This is a genomic window from Novosphingobium sp. GW821-FHT09E05, from assembly GCF_059416165.1.
The window spans coordinates 678,122-696,188 of sequence record NZ_JBWKOQ010000001.1 but is presented as its reverse complement, the minus strand read 5'-3'; the positions used below and the strand labels follow the sequence as shown (position 1 = coordinate 696,188).

Annotated in this window: 18 protein-coding genes; 8 read left to right on the top strand and 10 right to left on the bottom strand. The window is 68.4% G+C overall.

Features of this window, described 5'->3' with window-relative positions; all coding sequences use genetic code 11:
• Positions 1 to 338 precede the first annotated feature (338 nt).
• The 6 genes from gatB to rpsU form a co-directional block, all read right to left on the bottom strand.
• A complete protein-coding gene (gatB, locus tag AC07M9_RS03260; RefSeq protein ID WP_494881274.1) occupies positions 339 to 1,835 on the bottom strand; it encodes an Asp-tRNA(Asn)/Glu-tRNA(Gln) amidotransferase subunit GatB in 1,497 nt (498 codons plus the stop codon).
• A gap of 1 nt (position 1,836) precedes the next feature.
• Positions 1,837 to 3,321, bottom strand: a complete 1,485-nt coding sequence (gene gatA / locus AC07M9_RS03255) for an Asp-tRNA(Asn)/Glu-tRNA(Gln) amidotransferase subunit GatA (RefSeq protein ID WP_494881273.1) — start codon at positions 3,319 to 3,321, stop codon at positions 1,837 to 1,839.
• A 108-nt stretch (positions 3,322 to 3,429) separates the two neighbouring features.
• The gene (gene gatC, locus AC07M9_RS03250) at positions 3,430 to 3,732 is read right to left on the bottom strand and encodes an Asp-tRNA(Asn)/Glu-tRNA(Gln) amidotransferase subunit GatC (protein ID WP_494881271.1); all 303 of its coding nucleotides are present in this window, start codon (positions 3,730 to 3,732) and stop codon (positions 3,430 to 3,432) included.
• A gap of 119 nt (positions 3,733 to 3,851) precedes the next feature.
• Positions 3,852 to 4,346, bottom strand: coding sequence for an FKBP-type peptidyl-prolyl cis-trans isomerase (locus AC07M9_RS03245; protein WP_494881269.1), 495 nt, complete (start codon positions 4,344 to 4,346; stop codon positions 3,852 to 3,854).
• An 8-nt stretch (positions 4,347 to 4,354) separates the two neighbouring features.
• Positions 4,355 to 4,921, bottom strand: a complete 567-nt coding sequence (locus AC07M9_RS03240; protein WP_494881268.1) for an FKBP-type peptidyl-prolyl cis-trans isomerase — start codon at positions 4,919 to 4,921, stop codon at positions 4,355 to 4,357.
• Positions 4,922 to 5,102: 181 nt separating this feature from the next.
• Positions 5,103 to 5,309 (bottom strand): 30S ribosomal protein S21, encoded by a 207-nt coding sequence (gene rpsU / locus AC07M9_RS03235; protein ID WP_043976268.1) that lies wholly within the window; start codon positions 5,307 to 5,309, stop codon positions 5,103 to 5,105.
• A 312-nt stretch (positions 5,310 to 5,621) separates the two neighbouring features.
• Between rpsU and crcB the strand changes: the two genes are divergently transcribed.
• From crcB to AC07M9_RS03210, 5 genes are read left to right on the top strand one after another with little or no spacing between them, the layout of a single operon-like run.
• A complete protein-coding gene (crcB, locus tag AC07M9_RS03230; RefSeq protein ID WP_494881266.1) occupies positions 5,622 to 6,029 on the top strand; it encodes a fluoride efflux transporter CrcB in 408 nt (135 codons plus the stop codon).
• Positions 6,026 to 7,387, top strand: coding sequence for an RluA family pseudouridine synthase (locus AC07M9_RS03225; RefSeq protein WP_494881264.1), 1,362 nt, complete (start codon positions 6,026 to 6,028; stop codon positions 7,385 to 7,387). The genes crcB and AC07M9_RS03225 overlap by 4 nt, the downstream gene beginning before the upstream one ends.
• Positions 7,387 to 8,037 (top strand): HAD-IA family hydrolase, encoded by a 651-nt coding sequence (locus AC07M9_RS03220; protein WP_494881262.1) that lies wholly within the window; start codon positions 7,387 to 7,389, stop codon positions 8,035 to 8,037. The genes AC07M9_RS03225 and AC07M9_RS03220 overlap by 1 nt, the downstream gene beginning before the upstream one ends.
• A complete protein-coding gene (locus AC07M9_RS03215) occupies positions 8,034 to 8,249 on the top strand; it encodes a hypothetical protein (protein ID WP_494881260.1) in 216 nt (71 codons plus the stop codon). The genes AC07M9_RS03220 and AC07M9_RS03215 overlap by 4 nt, the downstream gene beginning before the upstream one ends.
• A gap of 10 nt (positions 8,250 to 8,259) precedes the next feature.
• The gene (locus AC07M9_RS03210) at positions 8,260 to 8,952 is read left to right on the top strand and encodes an ATP12 family chaperone protein (RefSeq protein ID WP_494881258.1); all 693 of its coding nucleotides are present in this window, start codon (positions 8,260 to 8,262) and stop codon (positions 8,950 to 8,952) included.
• A gap of 70 nt (positions 8,953 to 9,022) precedes the next feature.
• On the opposite strand, the gene AC07M9_RS03205 is transcribed toward AC07M9_RS03210, so the two are convergent.
• From AC07M9_RS03205 to AC07M9_RS03190, 4 genes are read right to left on the bottom strand one after another with little or no spacing between them, the layout of a single operon-like run.
• Positions 9,023 to 9,634 carry an ABC-type transport auxiliary lipoprotein family protein gene (locus AC07M9_RS03205; protein WP_494881256.1) on the bottom strand — a complete coding sequence of 204 codons (612 nt, stop codon included), beginning with the start codon at positions 9,632 to 9,634 and terminating at the stop codon, positions 9,023 to 9,025.
• An 11-nt stretch (positions 9,635 to 9,645) separates the two neighbouring features.
• Entirely contained in the window at positions 9,646 to 10,584 is a 939-nt protein-coding gene (locus AC07M9_RS03200) for an MlaD family protein (RefSeq protein WP_494881255.1), read from the bottom strand.
• Between the two features lie 9 nt (positions 10,585 to 10,593).
• Positions 10,594 to 11,532 carry an ABC transporter ATP-binding protein gene (locus AC07M9_RS03195; RefSeq protein ID WP_494881254.1) on the bottom strand — a complete coding sequence of 313 codons (939 nt, stop codon included), beginning with the start codon at positions 11,530 to 11,532 and terminating at the stop codon, positions 10,594 to 10,596.
• Complete coding sequence (locus AC07M9_RS03190) at positions 11,529 to 12,644, bottom strand: ABC transporter permease (protein WP_494881253.1); 1,116 nt, start codon at positions 12,642 to 12,644, stop codon at positions 11,529 to 11,531. Before AC07M9_RS03190 ends, AC07M9_RS03195 begins: the two co-directional genes overlap by 4 nt.
• A gap of 152 nt (positions 12,645 to 12,796) precedes the next feature.
• Between AC07M9_RS03190 and AC07M9_RS03185 the strand changes: the two genes are divergently transcribed.
• The 3 genes from AC07M9_RS03185 (at position 12,797) to AC07M9_RS03175 (ending at position 18,067) form a co-directional block, all read left to right on the top strand.
• Positions 12,797 to 15,457: a valine--tRNA ligase gene (locus AC07M9_RS03185; RefSeq protein ID WP_494881252.1), complete on the top strand. Its 2,661-nt coding sequence runs from the start codon at positions 12,797 to 12,799 to the stop codon at positions 15,455 to 15,457.
• 415 nt (positions 15,458 to 15,872) lie between these two features.
• Positions 15,873 to 16,619 (top strand): 7-carboxy-7-deazaguanine synthase QueE, encoded by a 747-nt coding sequence (locus tag AC07M9_RS03180; protein WP_494881250.1) that lies wholly within the window; start codon positions 15,873 to 15,875, stop codon positions 16,617 to 16,619.
• Complete coding sequence (locus tag AC07M9_RS03175; protein WP_494881249.1) at positions 16,616 to 18,067, top strand: MATE family efflux transporter; 1,452 nt, start codon at positions 16,616 to 16,618, stop codon at positions 18,065 to 18,067. Before AC07M9_RS03180 ends, AC07M9_RS03175 begins: the two co-directional genes overlap by 4 nt.

Below are 18,067 nucleotides of genomic sequence, written 5' to 3'. Positions count from 1 at the left end.
CGGCCCGGGCACATGGGCTTGGGGCTGGGTCGGCCGTTTCGGCAGAAAGCCCGGCACCGCGCGCGCAATGGGCGCAGTGCCGGAACCCCCTCACCCCCCCAGGTGAGCTCGCATGGCGAAACCGGCGCTGTGTTGCACCCGGCCCGCGTAATTCTTGAAAAGACCCCCGTCCCCTCTGGGCAGATCGATAACATCCGCTTGGCCGAAGACAAGCGGATTGTTACCGGATCGGCCGTCGGTGGCGGCCCTGAATGCGCAACATCGCCGGCGTGTTACACACAGGCAACATTCGTGAAAATCACAGGCCGCCCCGGTGCGGAGCGGCCTGAACCCGATCCTCAGCCCAGCTTGGCTTTCAGGATTTCGTTGACCACGCCCGGGTTGGCCTTGCCCTGCATCGCCTTCATCGTCTGGCCGACGAAGAAGCCGAACAGCGCGACCTTGCCGGCGCGGTACTGCTCGACCTTGTCGGCATTGGCGGCGAGGATCTCGTCCACCTTGGCCTCGATGGCCCCGGTGTCCGATTCCTGCTTCAGCCCCTCGCGCTCGACGATGACGGTGGCGCCTTCGCCGGTCTCGAGCATGGTCTCCAGCACTTGCTTGGCGATCGAGCCCGAGATCGTGCCCTTGCCCACCAGCGCCAGCAGTTCCGCCGCCTGCTCGTAGTTCACCGGCGAATCGTCCAGCGACCTGCCCAGCTTGTTGAGCGCGCCGAACAGTTCCGAGATCAGCCAGTTGGCCGCCTGCTTGGCGACTTCGGCGGGCTGCTTGCCCTGCGCCAGCGCGGTCTCGGCGAGCAGCGCCTCGAACCAGCGGAAGGTGTCGACGTCGGCGGTGAGCACGGCGGCGTTGTAGGGCGACAGGCCCAGCTCGCCTTCATAGCGCGCGCGCTTGGCGTCGGGCAGTTCGGGCAGCGAGGCGCGGCAGTCCTCGAGGAACGCGTCCTCCAGCACCAGCGGCAGCAGGTCGGGATCGGGGAAGTAGCGGTAGTCGTGCGCGTCTTCCTTCGAGCGCATCGAGCGCGTCGAGCCGGTGCCGGGATCGAACAGGCGGGTTTCCTGGACGATCTTGCCGCCGCCCTCGATCACGTCGACCTGGCGGTTCGCCTCGTGCTCGATCGCCTGCATGACGAAGCGCACCGAGTTGACGTTCTTGGTCTCGGTCCGGGTGCCCAGTTCCTCGCCGGGGCGGCGCACCGAGACGTTGACGTCGGCGCGCATCGAGCCCTGGTCCATGTTGCCGTCGCACGAGCCGACGTAGCGCAGGATCGTGCGCAGCTTCGAGAGGTACGCCCCGGCCTCGGCGGGCGAGGTCATGTCGGGACGGCTGACGATCTCCATCAGCGCCACGCCCGAACGGTTGAGGTCGACGTAGGACATCGTCGGGTGCTGGTCGTGCATCAGCTTGCCGGCGTCCTGCTCGACGTGGATGCGCTCGACGCCGATGACCTTGGCCTCGGGAATGCCCGCCTTCTCGTCCGCCTCGATCGTCAGCGAGCCCTCGCCCACGATCGGGTGGTAGAGCTGGCTGATCTGGTAGCCCTGCGGAAGATCGGCGTAGAAGTAGTTCTTGCGGTCGAAGCGCGACCACTTGTTGATCTGCGCGTCGATCGCCATGCCGGTACGCACGGCCTGGCGGATGCACTCACCGTTGAGCACGGGCAGCATGCCCGGCATCGCCGCGTCGATCAGCGAGACCTGCGTGTTCGGCTCCGCCCCGAAGGCCGTGGCCGAGCCGGAGAACAGCTTGGAATTGGACGTGACCTGCGCGTGGACTTCAAGGCCGATCACGACCTCCCAGTCACCGGTGGCGCCCTGGATGCGATATGTGCTCATGTTACCACCACTTCCCGGGCTTGGCTGTGAAACCGGCGCGTGCCTCGATCGCGAGACCGGCGTTCAGCACGCCCTGCTCGTCGAGCGGGCGGCCGATGATCTGGAGGCCCAGCGGCAACCCCTGCGCGTCGAGCCCAGCGGGCACCGACATCGCGGGGAGGCCCGCAAGGCTGGCGGGCACGGTGAAGACGTCGTTGAGGTACATCGCCAGGGGATCGTCCACGTTCTCGCCGAGCGCGAAGGCGGCGCTGGGAGCCGTGGGGGTCAGGAGCACGTCGACCTGCTCGAACGCCTTGGCGAAGTCCTGCGAGATCAGTGCGCGGACCTTCTGGGCCTGCGTGTAGTAGGCATCGTAGAAGCCCGCCGAGAGCACGTAAGTGCCGATCAGGATGCGGCGCTTGACCTCGGGGCCGAAGCCGGCGGCGCGGGTGGCGGCGTACATGTCCTGGAGGCCGGCGCCGTCGGGCAGGTCGCGCAGGCCGTAGCGCACGCCGTCATAGCGCGCGAGGTTCGAGGACGCCTCGGCAGGCGCGATGATGTAGTAGGTCGCCAGCGCGTACTTCGTGTGCGGCAGCGAGACTTCGACCACTTCGGCGCCCGCGTCCCTGGCCCAGGCGATGCCCTGTTCCCAGATCGCGTCGATCTCGGCGGGCATGCCGTCGACCCGGTATTCGCGCGGGATGCCGACCTTCTTGCCCTTGAGGTCGCCCGAGAGGCTGGCGGTCCAGGCTGGCACCGCGACGTCGAGGCTGGTCGAATCCTTGGGGTCGAAACCGGCCATGGCTTCCAGCACGATCGCGCAGTCGGTGACGTCGCGCGCCATCGCGCCCGCCTGGTCGAGCGAGCTGGCGAAGGCCACCACGCCCCAGCGCGAGCAGCGTCCGTAAGTCGGCTTGATGCCGGTGGTGCCGGTGTAGGCGGCGGGCTGGCGGATCGAACCGCCGGTATCGGTGCCGGTCGCCGCCGGGCACAGCCGCGCCGCGATCGCCGCCGACGAACCGCCCGAGGAGCCGCCGGGGGTCAGCTGCGCGTTGCTACCGGGGCGCTGCCACGGCGAGATCACGTTGCCGAAGTAGCTCGACTCGTTCGAGGAGCCCATCGCGAACTGGTCGAGGTTGAGCTTGCCGAGCATGCCCGCGCCCGCTTCCCACAGCTTCGCAGAAACGGTCGATTCGTACTGCGGCACGAAGCCTTCGAGCATGTGGCTGGCGGCAGTGGTCTGCACGCCCTGCGTGGCGAACAGGTCCTTCATGCCGATCGGCACGCCGGCCATGGGCCCGAGCGCCGCGCCCGAGGCGCGCGCGGCGTCGGTGGCCTTCGCGGCCTCGATCGCCTTTTCTGGGGTGGCGACGATGAAGGCGTTCAGCGCGTCCTGCGCCGCCGCGACGTTGGCGTTGAACGCCTCGGCCACTTCAACGGCGGAGAAAGTGCCGGCGACCACGCCGTCGCGGATGGCGGCTACGCCCAGGTCGGTGATTTCAGTCATTCTTTTCACCCGTTGCCCCGGCGAAAGCGATCGCGGCAGGGCAGTAAGGAAGCGGGGTCCCCGCCTGCGCGGGAACGACGAAGCAGGAGGTCGAGGGGCCCGAGGCCCTCACTCGATCACCTTGGGCACGCCGAAGAAGCCGTGCTCGGCCGCCGGCGCATTCGCCAGCACCGCGTCGCGGCGGTTGCCGCCGGTGAGCGGGTCGGCGTCGATAACGTCGCCGCGCAGGCGCAGGGTGTTGGGGATGACGGCGGTCATCGGCTCGACCCCGGCGGTATCGACTTCACCCAGTTGCTCGACCCAGGCGAGAATTCCGTTGAGCTCGGGCACCATGGCCTCAAGCTCCTGCTCGCTCACCTTGATGCGGGCGAGGCTGGCGATCTTCGCCACGGTTGCGGTATCGACCGACATGGCTTTCCTTCACGGTTGGACCCGCCGCGCGGGGCGGGCAGTAATTCGATGCGGCCCAGCTAGCAGCGAGGCGGCCCGGCTTCAAGCGCGGGCACTTACCGGAGTGCGGCGGCGGCGACTTACCGAGCCGCCGGTTGCTCCGCACCCTCGGGCTGCGCGCCTTGCGCACCTTGCGCCTGCATCTGCGCCATCATCGCCTGGATTTCCTCGGGGCTCTTGAAGTCGAGCAGGTCGATCTCGAAGACCAGCGTGGAGTTCGCCGGGATCGGAGCCGAAGCCTGTGCGCCGTAGCCCAGCTCCGGCGGGATGGTCAGCTTGTAGCGGCCGCCGCGCTGCATCTGGACGAGGCCCTGCGCGAAGCCGGGCACCACTTCGTCGAGCGGCATCGGCATCTGCTCGGCCTGGTCGAACACGGTGCCGTCGGCCAGCATGCCCTTGTAGTTGATGAGCACGTAGGAATGCGCGGGCGGCTTTTCGCCGGTGCCCGCCTTCAGCGCCTCGACCTTGACCTGCGGGGCCACGGGCGCCGCCGCCGCGCCTTGCGCGAAGGCGGCGCCGGGCGCCATCGCCGCGAGGACGACGGCTGCGAAAACGCCGGCGCTAGGGTTCTTCACCGCCAGGCTCAGGGCTGGACCGGCGCGGGCTCGGCGCCGGGGACGCCGGGCGCTCCGGGCATCGCCGGCATGCCGGGCGCGCCGCCCTGCTGCTGCATCTGCTGGAGCTGCTGCATGATGCGCTGCTGCTGCTGGATCTCGGCGAGGCTCTTGTAGTCGAGCAGCTCGACCTCGAACTTGAGGTCGGCGTTCGGCGGGATCGGCGAGCCGGGCTGCGGATGCGCGCCGTAGGCGAGTTCCGAGGGAATCTCGACCTCGTACTTGCCGCCGCGCTGCATCTTCAGGAGCGCCTTGGTGAAGCCGGGCACGAAATCGCGCACGGCGTTCGGGAAGCCCTTGTTCTGGTCGAACACGGTCCCGTCCATCAACATGCCCTTGTAGTTGATGAGCACGACGTCTTCCATGGTCGGCGAATCACCCGTGCCCGCGGTCAGCGTCTTCACGCTCGGCGTCGGCGGCAGCGCCGCGTAGGCCACGCCGCCGGCAGCCAGAGCGATCGCGGCGACGCCCAGCCAGATCTTGGTGACGGCGCCCTTGGCGATCGGCTGAAGCGGGACGCGGGTGATCTCTGTCATGGATGGCCTCGTGTTCGGAAAAGGTGGTTCGTGCCCGAAAGGCGCAAGCACAAAGGGCGCGGAAAGAAAATTCCGCGCCCTCATGGCTCAACCCGGCGCGGCGTTCAAGCCGCAACCTGGGATTTCGAGGTGCCCCGCCGAAAACGACGGGAAAGCAGGCCTACCAAGGCCCGCCCGACCCTTACTTGGCGCCGTCGCGCTCCATGCGCTTGCGCTCCAGCTTGCGGGCGCGGCGCACGGCAGCTGCCTTTTCACGGGCGCGCTTCTCGGACGGCTTCTCGAAGTGACGGCGCAGCTTCATCTCGCGGTAGACGCCTTCGCGCTGCAGCTTCTTCTTGAGCGCACGAAGAGCCTGATCGACGTTGTTGTCGCGAACGAGAATTTGCATAAACCGACACACCTCACAAAATAAGAACGAGGCCCGCTCCTGCGCCAGTGGCGAAGCGGACCGCGAATCCATAAGAGCCAAAACAAGGCCGCACCCTTAAAAGGAGCGGCGGAATGGCGGGCCCGTTACCAAAGTGACGCCATGAAGACAAGTCCTAAGGGCGCATGCGCTTTGGGAAAGCCAAGGGAGAGGCCGGAACGCACCGTCCCTGCCCGCTTCGAAACCGCCATCACGTGACCCCTTTATACAGCATTCTCCCGCCCGTGCCCACCACGTTTGGAAATTCACCGATTCGCGTCTAAGGCGGGCGCCATGCCCCAACCTTCCTTTCTTGCCGCCTCGTTCTGCGTGGCGGGCGGCGGCGCCTTCGGGTCCTGGCTGCGCTTCCTTGTCGGGAGCGGCTGGACGGCCGCGCTCGGCCCGGTCCGCGCAGGCGCGTTTCCTTACGGCACGCTGACCGTCAACGTCTTGGGCAGCCTGATGATGGGCCTGCTCGTCGGCTGGCTGGCGCGCTTCGGCAGCGGGACGGAGGCGACACGCCTGCTGCTCGCGGTCGGCGTGCTGGGCGGCTTCACCACATTCTCCTCGTTCAGCCTCGACGTGGTCACCCTCGTCGAACGCGGCGAGATCGGCACGGCGGCCTTCTATGCGGGCCTGTCGCTGCTGGCAGGGTTCGCCAGCCTGTTCCTTGGCCTTATTATGATGCGGAGCGTGGCATGACCACCTATGATCCCACCGGCGACAAGCCCGGCCGGGCCGACAATTCCGACGCGGTGCGCCAGTTCACCGTGGGCCGCGACGACGAGGGCGTGCGCCTCGACCGCTGGTTCAAGCGCCACCTGCCCAAGGTCGGCTTCGCGATGGTGTCGCGCTGGGCGCGCACTGGCCAGCTGCGCGTCGACGGCAAGCGCGCCGAAGTCGACACCCGGCTCAACGCCGGCCAGATCCTGCGCGTGCCTCCGGGCGGCGAGGCCAAGCCGGGGCTCGGCGGCGACACCCCGCGCCGCGAACTGACCGAGGCCGAGATCGAACTCGCCGACTCGATGGTGCTGACGCAGGACCGCTCGGCCATCGTCCTCAACAAGCCCCCCGGCCTCGCCACGCAGGGCGGATCGGGCCAGAAGGAGCACGTCGACGGCCTGCTCGACGCCTATGTCGAGAAGGGCCCGCGCCCGCGCCTGGTCCACCGGCTCGACAAGGACACGAGCGGAGTCCTGCTCATCGCCCGCACCCCGGGCAGCGCGGCGTTCTTCTCCAAGCGCTTCTCGGGCCGCACCGCGCGCAAGATCTACTGGGCGCTGGTGGTCGGCGTGCCCGACATCCACGAGGGCCTGATCGAACTGCCACTCGCCAAGCAGCCGGGCACCGGCGGCGAGAAGATGCATGTCGACGAGAAGGAAGGCCAGACCGCGCGCACCCGCTACCGCGTGATCGACCGCGCCGGCAACCGCGCCGCCTGGGTCGAGCTGCACCCGCTGACGGGCCGCACCCACCAGCTGCGCGTCCACATGGCGGCGATCGGCCACCCCATCGTCGGCGACGGCAAGTACGGCGGGCAGGAGGCCTTCCTCACCGGCTCGATCAGCCGCAAGATGCACCTGCACGCGCGCCGCCTCATCATCGAGCACCCGGACGGCGTGCCGCTCGACGTCACCGCGCCGCTGCCCGAGCACTTCGCCAACTCGCTGGATTCGCTCGGCTTCGTCGAGTCGGAAGGCGAAATGCCCGACGACGCGCCGGTCGACTTCTCGAAGGAGGAGCGCAAGAAGGCCGCCAAGCAGCACGCCAAGGAATACCGCAAGGAACGCCGAGGCGAGCGCCGCAAGCGCACCGACAGCCCGACCGGGCAGGTGCGCTCGGGCAAGCCCACTGCCAAGGCCGGCACCAAGGCGGTCGGCAAGCTCGGCGGCAAGCCGATCGGCAAGCCCGCCAGGGCCGGCGCGAAGACGGCGGGCAAGGCGTTCGCCAAGCCGGGCGCCAAGCCCTCGCGTCCGGCCACCGGCAAGCCTGCCGGCGCCCGCAAGCCCAGTGCTGCGCCCAAGGGTCCCCCGCGCGGAGCACCCAGAGGCCGCGGCTGATGAAGCTGGCGGTATTCGACTGCGACGGCACCCTGGTCGATGGCCAGGCGCCGATCTGCGAGGCGATGGAGGCGGCTTTCGCGGTCTTCTCCATCCCCGCCCCGACGCGCGGCGCGATCCGCCGCGCGGTCGGGCTTTCGTTACCGCAGGCGATCCGGCAGCTGCTGCCCGAGTCGGGCGAGGAGCGTCAGCACGCCATGGCCGAGGCCTACAAGCTCTCGTTCCGCACCGCGCGTGAGCAGGGCCGTGTCGCGCAGCCGCTGTTCCCCGGCATCGAGGACACGCTGCGCGGCCTTCACGCCGCCGGCTGGACGCTGGGCGTCGCCACCGGCATGTCCGACCGGGGGCTCGGCTTCTGCCTCGAGGCCAACGGCATCGCCGACCTGTTCGTCACGCTCCAGACCGCCGACCGCCACCCCTCCAAGCCTCATCCCGCGATGCTGGAACAGGCGCTGGCTGAGGCGGGCGCGCTGCCCGGTGAAGCAGTGATGATCGGCGACACCGCCTACGACATGCGCATGGCGGGCGCCGCGCAGGTGCGCGCGGTCGGCGTCGACTGGGGCTACCACCATCCGCGCGAACTGGCCGAGGCCGGCGCCGAAGTCGTGGTCGAGACCCCTGCCCAGCTGCTGGAGCACCTGCTGACATGATCGAGCCCAAATCACCCGGCGCGCGTTTCGCCGTCATCAACATGATGCGCATCTCCGGCGTCGGCTGCGTGATCCTGGGGCTGCTCATGGCGAACGGGCGCATGTTCCCCGACTGGCCCACGTGGATCGCCTATGTGCTGATCGCCAATGGACTCGTCGACGTCTTCGTTCTCCCCGTGCTCATGGCCCGCAAGTGGCGGACCCCGAAATAAAGCGACCCAGATGAAGCGATTCTACAAGGAAACCGGCGTCGAGCAGGTCGAAGGCGGCTGGCGCGCGGTGCTCGACGGGCGCGGCATCCGCACCGCCGGCGGCCGCCAGCAGGTGGTGCCTACACAGGCGCTGGCCGAAACGCTGGCCACCGAATGGGCCTGCCAGGGCGAGACGATCGACCCCGCCGCGTTCCACTTCCGCGACCTCGCCGACTTCGCGATCGACGCGGTCGCACCCGAGCGCGCCGCGGTCATCGCCGAACTGGCGCCTTACGCCGAGACCGACACGCTATGCTACCGCGCCGACCCCGACGAGGCGCTCTACAAGCGGCAGACGCAAGTGTGGGAGCCCTTGCTCTCGGCTTTCGAAGCGCGGCTCGGGGTGCGCTTCACGCGCATTTCCGGGATCATGCACAGGCTCCAGCCCGACGAAACGCTGGCCCGTCTGCGCGAGGAACTGGACGCCTGCAGCGACTTCGAACTCGCCGCGCTCAAGATGCTCTCCAGCCTCGCCGCCTCGCTGGTGATCGCGCTGGAGGCGATCCGCCCGGGCGCCGACGCCCCGGCGCTGTGGCAGGCGGCGGAACTCGAAGCCGACTGGCAGGTCGAGCTGTGGGGCGAGGACTGGGAGGCCACCGAACTGCGGGCCACGCGCTTCGCCGCATTCCAGCTGGCGATCCGGCTGGCGGCGCTGTCGCGCTGAACCTGGCGTCGTCCCCCGTTCGATCGGGGACGACGAAACCACGCGCCCCGGGGGGGAGCGCGCGAGGCCCTCAGCCCTTCACCCAGTCCGCGACCTGCCGGGCGACATCGTTCGCCGCCTGGTTGAGCGCCGCGCCCACGGGCTTGGCCTTGGGCTCGACGCCCTCGACCACGGCCTCGAAGCGGCGCGACTGGATCGGATTGGTGCCGCGTTCGGTGCGCATCGCGTCGAAGCGCACGATCACAGCGCCGCGCGTGGCATCATAGCCCATCTGGATCAGGCGGCCGCCGATGAGCGTCCGGCCGGTGACCTCGAAGTCTCCGCCCTCGACCACCAGCTTGCCCGTGCGCGCGCGCAGGGTTTCTGCCAGCAGCGAGCGGAACTGGCGCGAGGGCTTCTCGATCCACAGCGCGTCCTTGAGGTAGGAAACGCTGGAGGAATCGACCGTGACCGGCACGCGCAGCACGTCGAGCCCGCGGTCCGCCTCGGGATCGAGGACGACGATCGCCTCGGTCAGCTGGCCGCTGGCGACAGTGCCGGCGGGCGCCGTCTCGGCGGGGGTCAGGCGCAGCAGCTCGTCCGGCGGCTTGGGGCCGAAGCTGACGCATCCGGCCAGAGTGAGCGCGGCAGCGGCGGCCATGAAGCCGTTCCTGCCCAGGCGGATCTTGCTCAAGCGGGTCATCGCACTTCCCATCATGGCTTGTAGTCGGGCAGCTTCTGCCCCTTGAGCAGCGCACCGGCGCCCTGCTCGTCGATCTTCTCGGTCACGCTGCGCAGCGCCTTGCTGGTCGCGCGCAGGTCGCGGATCGCGGCCTCGGCGGCGGGCAGCGTCTGCTGCGACACCTGGTCGAGCGCGGGCTGGGCATGCTGCATCGTCGAATCGAGCTGCTCCATCGACTTCTGCGCCGAGGCCAGCGTCTTGCGCAGCTGGTCGGCCAGCGAGCTGCCCTCGTCGCCAAGCAGGTCGTCCGCCTTGCCCGCCACGCCCTCGAACGCCTTGAGCGTCCGGGTCGCCTGCGCCAGGCTGCCGCGCATCTCGACCATCGTCGCGCGGAATTCCGGCGTCGCCTGCGAGATGTCCTTGGTCATCTTGTCGGTGTTCTTGAGGATGCCGGCGATCGACCGGCGGTTGTCGTCGGTCAGCATCTGGTTGAGATTCTCGGTCAGCGTCGCCAGCCGCTCGAGCAGCAGCGGCGCGTTCGAGAGGATCTCGCCGAAGCCGCCGCGCTTGGTCGGGATCACGGGTACGCCTTCAGGGCCGGGATCGGTCAGCAGCGGCGCGCCCTTGACGGCGCCTTCCAGCTGGATGTCCGAGACGCCGGTGAAGCTCGCCTGGATCGTCGCGGTGGTGCCCACCGTGATCGGCACCTTCTCGTCGACCTTGACGCGCACGCGCACGAAGCTGGGGTCCTGCGGCCACAGTTCGATCTTGGTGACCTGACCCGAGGGCACGCCCGCATAGCCCACCTCCGACCCCTTCGCGAGACCGTCGACCGACTGCTTGAAGAAGATGTCGTATTCGTTCTGCGAGCCTTCGTTGAGGCGCGCGATCCAGATGACGAACGCCGCCAGCGCAGCCATCAGCACCAGCGTGACGGCTCCGACCCAGACGTGATTGGCCCGTGTTTCCATCGCTGTGCCCTATGCCCCCGACTTTCGGTTGTCTATCTTGCCCGCGTCGTCCACGGCGGACGGCGCGGTGTTGGCCGAAGCCGTGTCAGCGGCCGATACGGCCTGCGGTTCCGGCTCCAGCGCCGGATCGTCCTTCGCGGCCAGCGCCGCACGGCCGCGCGGGCCGTTGAAGTATTCCTGGATCCACGGATGGTCGAGCGCCAGCAGCTCCGGAATGGTGCCGACCGCGATCACCTGCTTGTCCGCCAGCACCGCCACGCGGTCGCAGATGGCGTAGAGCGTGTCGAGATCGTGGGTGATGAGGAACACCGTCAGGCCCAGCGTTTCCTTCAGTTCGCGCGTGAGCGTGTCGAAGGCGGCGGCGCCGATCGGGTCGAGGCCGGCGGTCGGCTCGTCGAGGAACAGCAGTTCCGGGTCGAGCGCGAGGGCGCGGGCCAGGCCGGCGCGCTTGCGCATGCCGCCCGAAAGCTCGTTCGGGTACTTGAACGCGGCTTCCTCGGCGAGGCCGGAGAGGCGGACCTTGAAGCGGGCGATGTCGCCGCGCAGTTCGTCGCTGATCTCGGGGAAGAACTGCTTGAGCGGCACTTCCACGTTCTCGCCCACGGTGAGGGTCGAGAACAGCGCGCCGCCCTGGAACAGCACGCCCCAGCGCGAGCGCAGGTCGATCGAATCCTCTTCGGTGGAATCGCCCATCTTGTGGCCGAGCACGGTGATGTCGCCGGCATCCGGCTGCTGCAGCCCGATGATCGAGCGCATCAGCACCGACTTGCCGGTGCCCGAGCCGCCGACGACGCCCAGGATCTCGCCCTTGCGGACCTTGAGATGGAGGTCTTCGTGGATGACGTGATCGCCGAAGGTGTTTCGCAGGCCATCGACGACGATGGGGTATTCGCCCTTGTCGGTGCCGGTCTGCGGCGCCCTGACCTGATCCGGGGAGATGTCCGTCATGCCCAGCCGATCCGGGTGAAGAAGATGGCGAAGAAGGCGTCGAGCACGATCACCGTGAAGATCGCGGTGACCACCGCCTGCGTGGTGCGCGCGCCGACTTCCTCGGCGTTGGAGGTCACCTGCATGCCCTGGTAGCAGCCCGCCAGCGCGACGATCAGCGCGAAGACCGGGGCCTTGATGAGGCCCACCCAGACGTCGGTGATCGGCACCACTTCCTGGGTGCGCTGGAGGAAGGTCCAGAACGGGATGTCGAGCGCGAAGTTGGCGATCGTCGCGCCGCCGATGATCGCCAGCACCGTGGAGTAGAACCCCAGGAGCGGCATCATCAGCATCGAGGCGAGCACGCGCGGCACTACCAGCGCTTCCATCGGCGAGACGCCGATCGTGCGCATGGCGTCGACCTCCTCGGTCAGCTTCATGGTGCCGATCTGCGCCGCGAAGGCCGAGCCCGAGCGGCCCGCGACCATGATCGAGGTCATCAGGATGCCCAGTTCGCGCATCGAGAGGCGCCCGGTGAGGTTGATCGTATAGACCTCGGCGCCGAACTGCGCGAGCTGCACCGCGCCCTGCTGCGCGATGACGATGCCGATAAGGAAGCTCATCAGGCCGATGATCCACAGCGAGTTCACGCCCACGTACTGCATGTGGAACACCAGCGCCGTGCCGCGCAGGCGCGAGGGGCGGCGGATGATCTGGCCGAAGGCGATGATCAGCTCGCCCAGGAAGCCCAGCATCTTGAACAGGCCCTGGCCCCAGCTGGTGACGAGGTCGCCCAGTTCGGCCAGGGTGCGGGTGGGAAGCGGCAGCTGCGGCTCGGGCTCGGCCTCGGGCTCGCCCATGTCGCCGAGCGAGGCGAAGAGGCGGCGGGCCTGTTCGCTCTCGCCGGTGATTTCCAGCTTGCGCTGCTCCGCGTAGTTGCTGACCAGCCAGGCGCCGGTGGTGTCGATATCGGTGACGCCCGACATGTCGACGCGGGTGAAGCTACCCTGCAGCGCACCCAGCTTGGCGTCGAGATTGCCGATGGAGTGGACGCGCAGCGGTCCCTTCAGCGCCAGGACATGGTCTGCGCCTTGGTCGTTTTCCGACAGGGTGAATTCAGCCCATTCCCGCATGTTCGCTCGTATCGGTGAAAAAGCGTGGACCGGCAAGAGGTTCCACGGGTGCGACGAATTGTTGCCGCGCTGCATCGCACGCGCTTGCGGCGAAAGCGAGGCAGCAAGCGACTCCTTGCGCGAAAACCCGCGTGCTGGCAAAGCGCCGCGCCATGAACGACGCTAATACGGAAGCCGCGCCCGAGGCCGGACTCGACAAGACTTTCGACCCCGCCCGGATCGAGGCGAAGTGGTACGCCCACTGGGAAGAGAACGGCCTGTTCCGCCCCGAGCGCCCGGATGCGGCGCCCTTCACCATCGTCAACCCGCCGCCGAACGTCACGGGCTCGCTCCACATCGGTCACGCGCTGGACAACACGCTGCAGGACGTGGTGATCCGCTACGAGCGCCTGCGCGGCAAGGACGCGCTGTGGGTCGTGGGCACCGACCACGCCGGCATCGCGACGCAGATGGTGGTCGAACGCCAGCTTGAGGCTAAGCAGGACAAGCGCACCAACTACACCCGCGAGGCCTTCATCGAAAAGGTGTGGGAGTGGAAGGCCGAGAGCGGCGGCACCATCACCGACCAGCTGCGCCGCCTCGGCTGCTCGATGGACTGGTCCAGAGAGCAGTTCACCATGGACCCGCACTTCACCCGCGCCGTGGTGAAGGTCTTCGTGGACCTGCACAAGCAGGACCTCATCTACCGCGACAAGCGGCTGGTGAACTGGGACCCCAAGCTCAAGACCGCGATCAGCGACCTCGAGGTGGAAACCCGCGAGATCAATGGCAGCTTCTGGCACTTCAGGTATCCGCTTTCGGACGGGTCGGGCCATATCATGGTCGCCACCACCCGCCCCGAGACGATGCTGGCCGACATGGCCGTCGCCGTGAACCCGGCCGACGAGCGCTACAAGCCGCTGCTGGAACGCGGCGCCACCGTCACGCTGCCGATCACGGGGCGCGAGATCCCCATCGTCGCCGACGAGCACGCCGACCCGGAACTGGGTTCGGGCGCGGTGAAGATCACTCCGGGGCATGACTTCAACGACTTCGAGGTCGGCAAGCGCGCCGGCTTCAAGGCCGCCGACATGCTCAACATGCTCGATGCCGAAGCCAAGGTGCAGCAGACCTCGGATGGCCTGATCCCGCACGAGTTCATCGGCATGGACCGCTTCGATGCGAGGCGGCGCGTGGTCGAGCTGATGGACGACGACGGCCTCCTCGAAAAGGTCGAGGACCGCGTGATCGCGACGCCTTACGGCGACCGTGGCGGCGTGGTGATCGAGCCCTGGCTGACCGACCAGTGGTACGTCGATGCGGCGACGCTCGCGAAGCCTGCCATCGAAGCGGTGCGCACCGGGCAGATCGAGATCGTCCCCAAGACCTGGGAGAAGACGTACTTCAACTGGATGGAGAACATCCAGCCGTGGTGCGTCAGCCGCCAGCTCTGGTGGGGGCACCGGATTCCGGCCTGGTTCGCCGAGGACGGTGAAATCTTCGTCGCCGAAACCGAAGAAGAGGCTCAGGCGCAGGCCGGCAACAAGAAGCTGGCGCGCGACGAGGACGTGCTCGACACCTGGTTCTCCTCCGCGCTCTGGCCTTTCGCCACGCTCGGCTGGCCGGACGAGGATGCGCCGCTCGTCGCCAAGCACTACCCCAACGACCTGCTCGTCTCGGGCTTCGACATCCTGTTCTTCTGGGATGCGCGCATGGCGATGCAGGGCATCCACTTCATGAAGGAAGTGCCGTGGAAGCGGCTCTACCTCCACGGTCTCGTGCGCGCGGCGGACGGCCAGAAGATGTCCAAGTCCAAGGGCAACGTGGTCGACCCGCTCGGCCTCATCGACCAGTACGGCGCCGACGCGCTGCGCTTCTTCATGACCGCCATGGAGAGCCAGGGCCGCGACGTGAAGATGGATGAGAAGCGCGTTGAGGGGTACCGCAACTTCGCCACCAAGCTGTGGAACGCCGCGCGCTTCTGCCAGTCGAACGGCATCGGCGCGAGCACTACGGTCGCCGCGCCTTCCGCCACCTCGGCGGTCAACCGCTGGATCATCGGCGAAGTGGTCGAGACCGTCGCCGCGCTCGACAAGGCCATGGCCGACCTGCGCTTCGACGCCGCCGCCAACGCGATCTACCACTTCGTCTGGAACCAGTTCTGCGACTGGTACATCGAGCTGATCAAGGGCCAGTTCGACGACGAGACCAAGGCCGTCGCCGGCTGGGTGCTCGACCAGATCCTCGTCATGCTCCACCCCTTCATGCCCTTCGTCACCGAGGAGCTGTGGAGCAAGATGGGCGCGCGCGAGGGCGAGCTGATCGTCGCGCAGTGGCCGCAGCCGGGCGCCAAGGTCGATGCGAGCGCCAAGGTCGAGGTCGAGTGGCTGATCGCGCTGGTCGGCAATCTGCGCGGCGCCAAGGCGGAACTGGGCATCGCGCCCGGCGCGCGGCTCACCGCCTACCTCGCCGAGCCCTCGGACGCGACGCGCGCGATCATCGGGCGCAATGCGACCGCGGTCGACCGCCTCGCCCGCCTCGACGCGATCCGCTTCGAGGCGGCGCCTGCGGGCGCGGCCATGCAGGTGGGCGCAGGGGATGCCATGCTGGCGATCCCGCTCGAAGGCGTGATCGACATCACCGCCGAGAAGGCGCGCCTCGAAAAGGCGCAGGCGGCCTCGCTCAAGGAGCGCGATTCGCTCGCCAAGCGGCTGGACAACCCGGCCTTCGTCGAGAAGGCCAAGCCCGAGGCGATCGCCAAGGCCCGAGACGACCACGCCGCCCACGCGGCCGAGGTCGAGCGCCTCAGTGCCGCACTGGCGCGATTGGGCTGACGGACAGGTGGGGGCAGGTAACGTTCGCCTCCCCCAACCCCGTCGCCCCCGCGCAGGCGGTTGCCCCGCCTGCGCGGGGGCGACGGGGTGGAATCGGCGATGCCGGGTTTCCTACATCGGGCGGCTCTGACACGGTTCGGGCGATGGCCGCCCACCCATTTCCGCAAGGTGACACACCAACCGCACAAAGCGACACCTCGCCCGCGCAAGGCGACGGTTTCGCGCTCACAAGGCGACACTTGCGCCTCACAAGGCGACACCTTCCACCGCGCAAGGCGACACTTTTTCATCACAAGGCGACACTTTGGCCCCGCAAGGCGACACTTTCCGCCACAAGGGGACGCCATTTTCCTCTGGACCGTGTAAACCGTGTAAACCTGTCGCCTTATGACCCTCAGTCCGTGACCCCGATCCCATGACCCTGACCCTCGCCACCACCACTCCGGGGACCCCGGAAATCTTCGCCTCGCTCCAGGGCGAGGGCCCCTCGCTGGGGCGGCCGAGCACCTTCGTGCGCCTGTCGCGCTGCAATCTGGCGTGCGAGTGGTGCGACACCGCCTACACTTGGCGCTTCACCGGCGACAACCGCTTCCACCGCGACGACCTCGCCTTCGAGCGGGCCGGGAACCAGGTGCCGATGGAGGAAGCCGACCTCGCGCAGGCGATCGCCGCGCTGGTGCCCGACCGCCTCGTCATCACCGGCGGCGAACCGCTGCTGCAGGGCGCGGCGCTGGCCCGCATGGTGACCGCGCTGAACGACATCCGCCCCGGCATGCACGTCGAGGTCGAGACCAATTCCACCGTCGCCCCGCATCCCGCGCTCGACGCGCTGGTCCACCAGTACAACGTCAGCCCCAAGCTGGCGCACAGCGGCAACCCGGCAAGCCTCGCGCTCCTGCCCGCCCGCCTCGCCGCCTGGGCGGCCGAGCCGCGCGCCTTCTTCAAGTTCGTGGTGGCCGAGGAAGCCGACCTCGCGCAGGTCATGGCGCTGCAGGAAACCTACGCCATCCCCGGCGAGCGGCTGTTCCTGATGCCCGAGGGACGCTCCAGCGATGTCGTGCGGGAACGTTCCGGATGGCTCGCGGATTTCTGCTCGCGCAATGGCCTGCGGTTCACCGACCGCTTGCACATCCATCTCTGGGGCGACACGAGGGGGACATGAACGAAGCATCCCCGATCCCGGTCGCCGAAACCCAGGCGCTCGAAGCAGAGGCCAAGGCCCGGGAAGAATCGCATAGGCAGGGCCCGGCCCTGAAGGGCGACCTGACGCGCGGGCCGATCCTCAGGACGCTGCTGATGTTCTCGATCCCCATGCTGGTATCGAACGTGCTGCAGACGCTGAACGGCTCGGTCAACGCGATCTGGGTCGGCCGCCTGCTGGGTGAGAGCGCGCTGGCGGCGACGGCGAACGCGAACATCGTGATGTTCCTGGTCTTCGCCGCGGTGTTCGGCTTCGGCATGGCCACCACCGTGCGCGTCGGCCAGCACTTCGGCGCACGCGACCTCGACGCGGCCCGCCGGACCTTCGGCACCGGCGTGGGCTTCTGCATCGTCATCTCGCTGGCGACCGGGGTGATCGGCTGGTCCGGGGCGGACGCCCTGCTGACCGCGCTCGGAACACCGGCCGCCAGCCACGGCGACGCGCTGGACTACCTGCGCGTGATCTTCGTCACCATCCCGCTGGCGACCGTCAACATGATGGTTTCCATGGGCATGCGCGGCGCCGGCGATTCCAAGACGCCGCTCTATGCGATGATCCTGGCGGTAACTCTCGACATCGCGTTCAACCCGCTGCTCATCATCGGCGTGGGGCCGCTGCCGACGCTGGGGGTGGCCGGGTCGGCCATCGCCACCGCGCTTGCCAACACCGCGGGCATGCTGTTCCAGATCTGGGTCATCTATCGCAAGGACCTGCCGCTGCGCCTGCGGGGTCCTGAACTGCACTACCTGATCCCGCGCGGCGAAGACCTGAAATACGTCGTGACCAAGGGCCTGCCGATGGGCGCGCAGATGCTGATCGTCTCGTCCGCCGGGCTCATCATGGTCAGTCTCGTCAACCGCGAGGGGCTGAACGCGGCGGCCGCCTACGGCGCATCGCTGCAGCTGTGGAACTACCTCCAGATGCCCGCCTTCGCGATCGGCTCGGCGGTGAGCGCGATGGTCGCGCAGTCGCTGGGCGCGGGCGACCACAGCCGCGTCGACAAGGTGACGATGACCGGATTGGGCGCCAATCTGGTGATGTCGACGGTGCTGGCAGCGCTGATCGTCGGCTTCGACCACCCGTTGCTCGCGCTGTTCCTCGGCGGCGACAGCCCGGCGATGCCGATCGCCGAGCACATCCAGCTGATCTGCACCGCCTCGTTCGTGATCGTCTCGGTGACCATGATCATGACCGGCACCATGCGCGCCTACGGCGCCGTGGTGGCGCCGCTGGTGATCCTGACGCTGGGCCTCTACCCGGGGCGCCTCGGCTTCTACGCGCTGGCGGTGCCCTACCTCGGCAGCGACGCGGTGTGGTGGGCCTACCCGGTCGGCTCGGCGCTGACGGTGGCGCTGACGCTGGTGTACTATCGCTGGGGCAGGTGGCGCGTGGCGTTCAAGGGCGCCTGA

What these genes read in the sequence shown, in the direction of transcription:
- gatB (WP_494881274.1), bottom strand. Translation starts at nt 1,835, where the DNA reads ATGAGCACATATCGCATCCAGGGCGCCACCGGTGACTGGGAGGTCGTG.
- gatA (WP_494881273.1), bottom strand. Translation starts at nt 3,321, where the DNA reads ATGACTGAAATCACCGACCTGGGCGTAGCCGCCATCCGCGACGGCGTG.
- gatC (WP_494881271.1), bottom strand. Translation starts at nt 3,732, where the DNA reads ATGTCGGTCGATACCGCAACCGTGGCGAAGATCGCCAGCCTCGCCCGC.
- AC07M9_RS03240 (WP_494881268.1), bottom strand. Translation starts at nt 4,921, where the DNA reads ATGACAGAGATCACCCGCGTCCCGCTTCAGCCGATCGCCAAGGGCGCC.
- rpsU (WP_043976268.1), bottom strand. Translation starts at nt 5,309, where the DNA reads ATGCAAATTCTCGTTCGCGACAACAACGTCGATCAGGCTCTTCGTGCG.
- crcB (WP_494881266.1), top strand. Translation starts at nt 5,622, where the DNA reads ATGCCCCAACCTTCCTTTCTTGCCGCCTCGTTCTGCGTGGCGGGCGGC.
- AC07M9_RS03225 (WP_494881264.1), top strand. Translation starts at nt 6,026, where the DNA reads ATGACCACCTATGATCCCACCGGCGACAAGCCCGGCCGGGCCGACAAT.
- AC07M9_RS03220 (WP_494881262.1), top strand. Translation starts at nt 7,387, where the DNA reads ATGAAGCTGGCGGTATTCGACTGCGACGGCACCCTGGTCGATGGCCAG.
- AC07M9_RS03215 (WP_494881260.1), top strand. Translation starts at nt 8,034, where the DNA reads ATGATCGAGCCCAAATCACCCGGCGCGCGTTTCGCCGTCATCAACATG.
- AC07M9_RS03210 (WP_494881258.1), top strand. Translation starts at nt 8,260, where the DNA reads ATGAAGCGATTCTACAAGGAAACCGGCGTCGAGCAGGTCGAAGGCGGC.
- AC07M9_RS03205 (WP_494881256.1), bottom strand. Translation starts at nt 9,634, where the DNA reads ATGACCCGCTTGAGCAAGATCCGCCTGGGCAGGAACGGCTTCATGGCC.
- AC07M9_RS03200 (WP_494881255.1), bottom strand. Translation starts at nt 10,584, where the DNA reads ATGGAAACACGGGCCAATCACGTCTGGGTCGGAGCCGTCACGCTGGTG.
- AC07M9_RS03195 (WP_494881254.1), bottom strand. Translation starts at nt 11,532, where the DNA reads ATGACGGACATCTCCCCGGATCAGGTCAGGGCGCCGCAGACCGGCACC.
- AC07M9_RS03190 (WP_494881253.1), bottom strand. Translation starts at nt 12,644, where the DNA reads ATGCGGGAATGGGCTGAATTCACCCTGTCGGAAAACGACCAAGGCGCA.
- AC07M9_RS03185 (WP_494881252.1), top strand. Translation starts at nt 12,797, where the DNA reads ATGAACGACGCTAATACGGAAGCCGCGCCCGAGGCCGGACTCGACAAG.
- AC07M9_RS03180 (WP_494881250.1), top strand. Translation starts at nt 15,873, where the DNA reads ATGACCCTGACCCTCGCCACCACCACTCCGGGGACCCCGGAAATCTTC.
- AC07M9_RS03175 (WP_494881249.1), top strand. Translation starts at nt 16,616, where the DNA reads ATGAACGAAGCATCCCCGATCCCGGTCGCCGAAACCCAGGCGCTCGAA.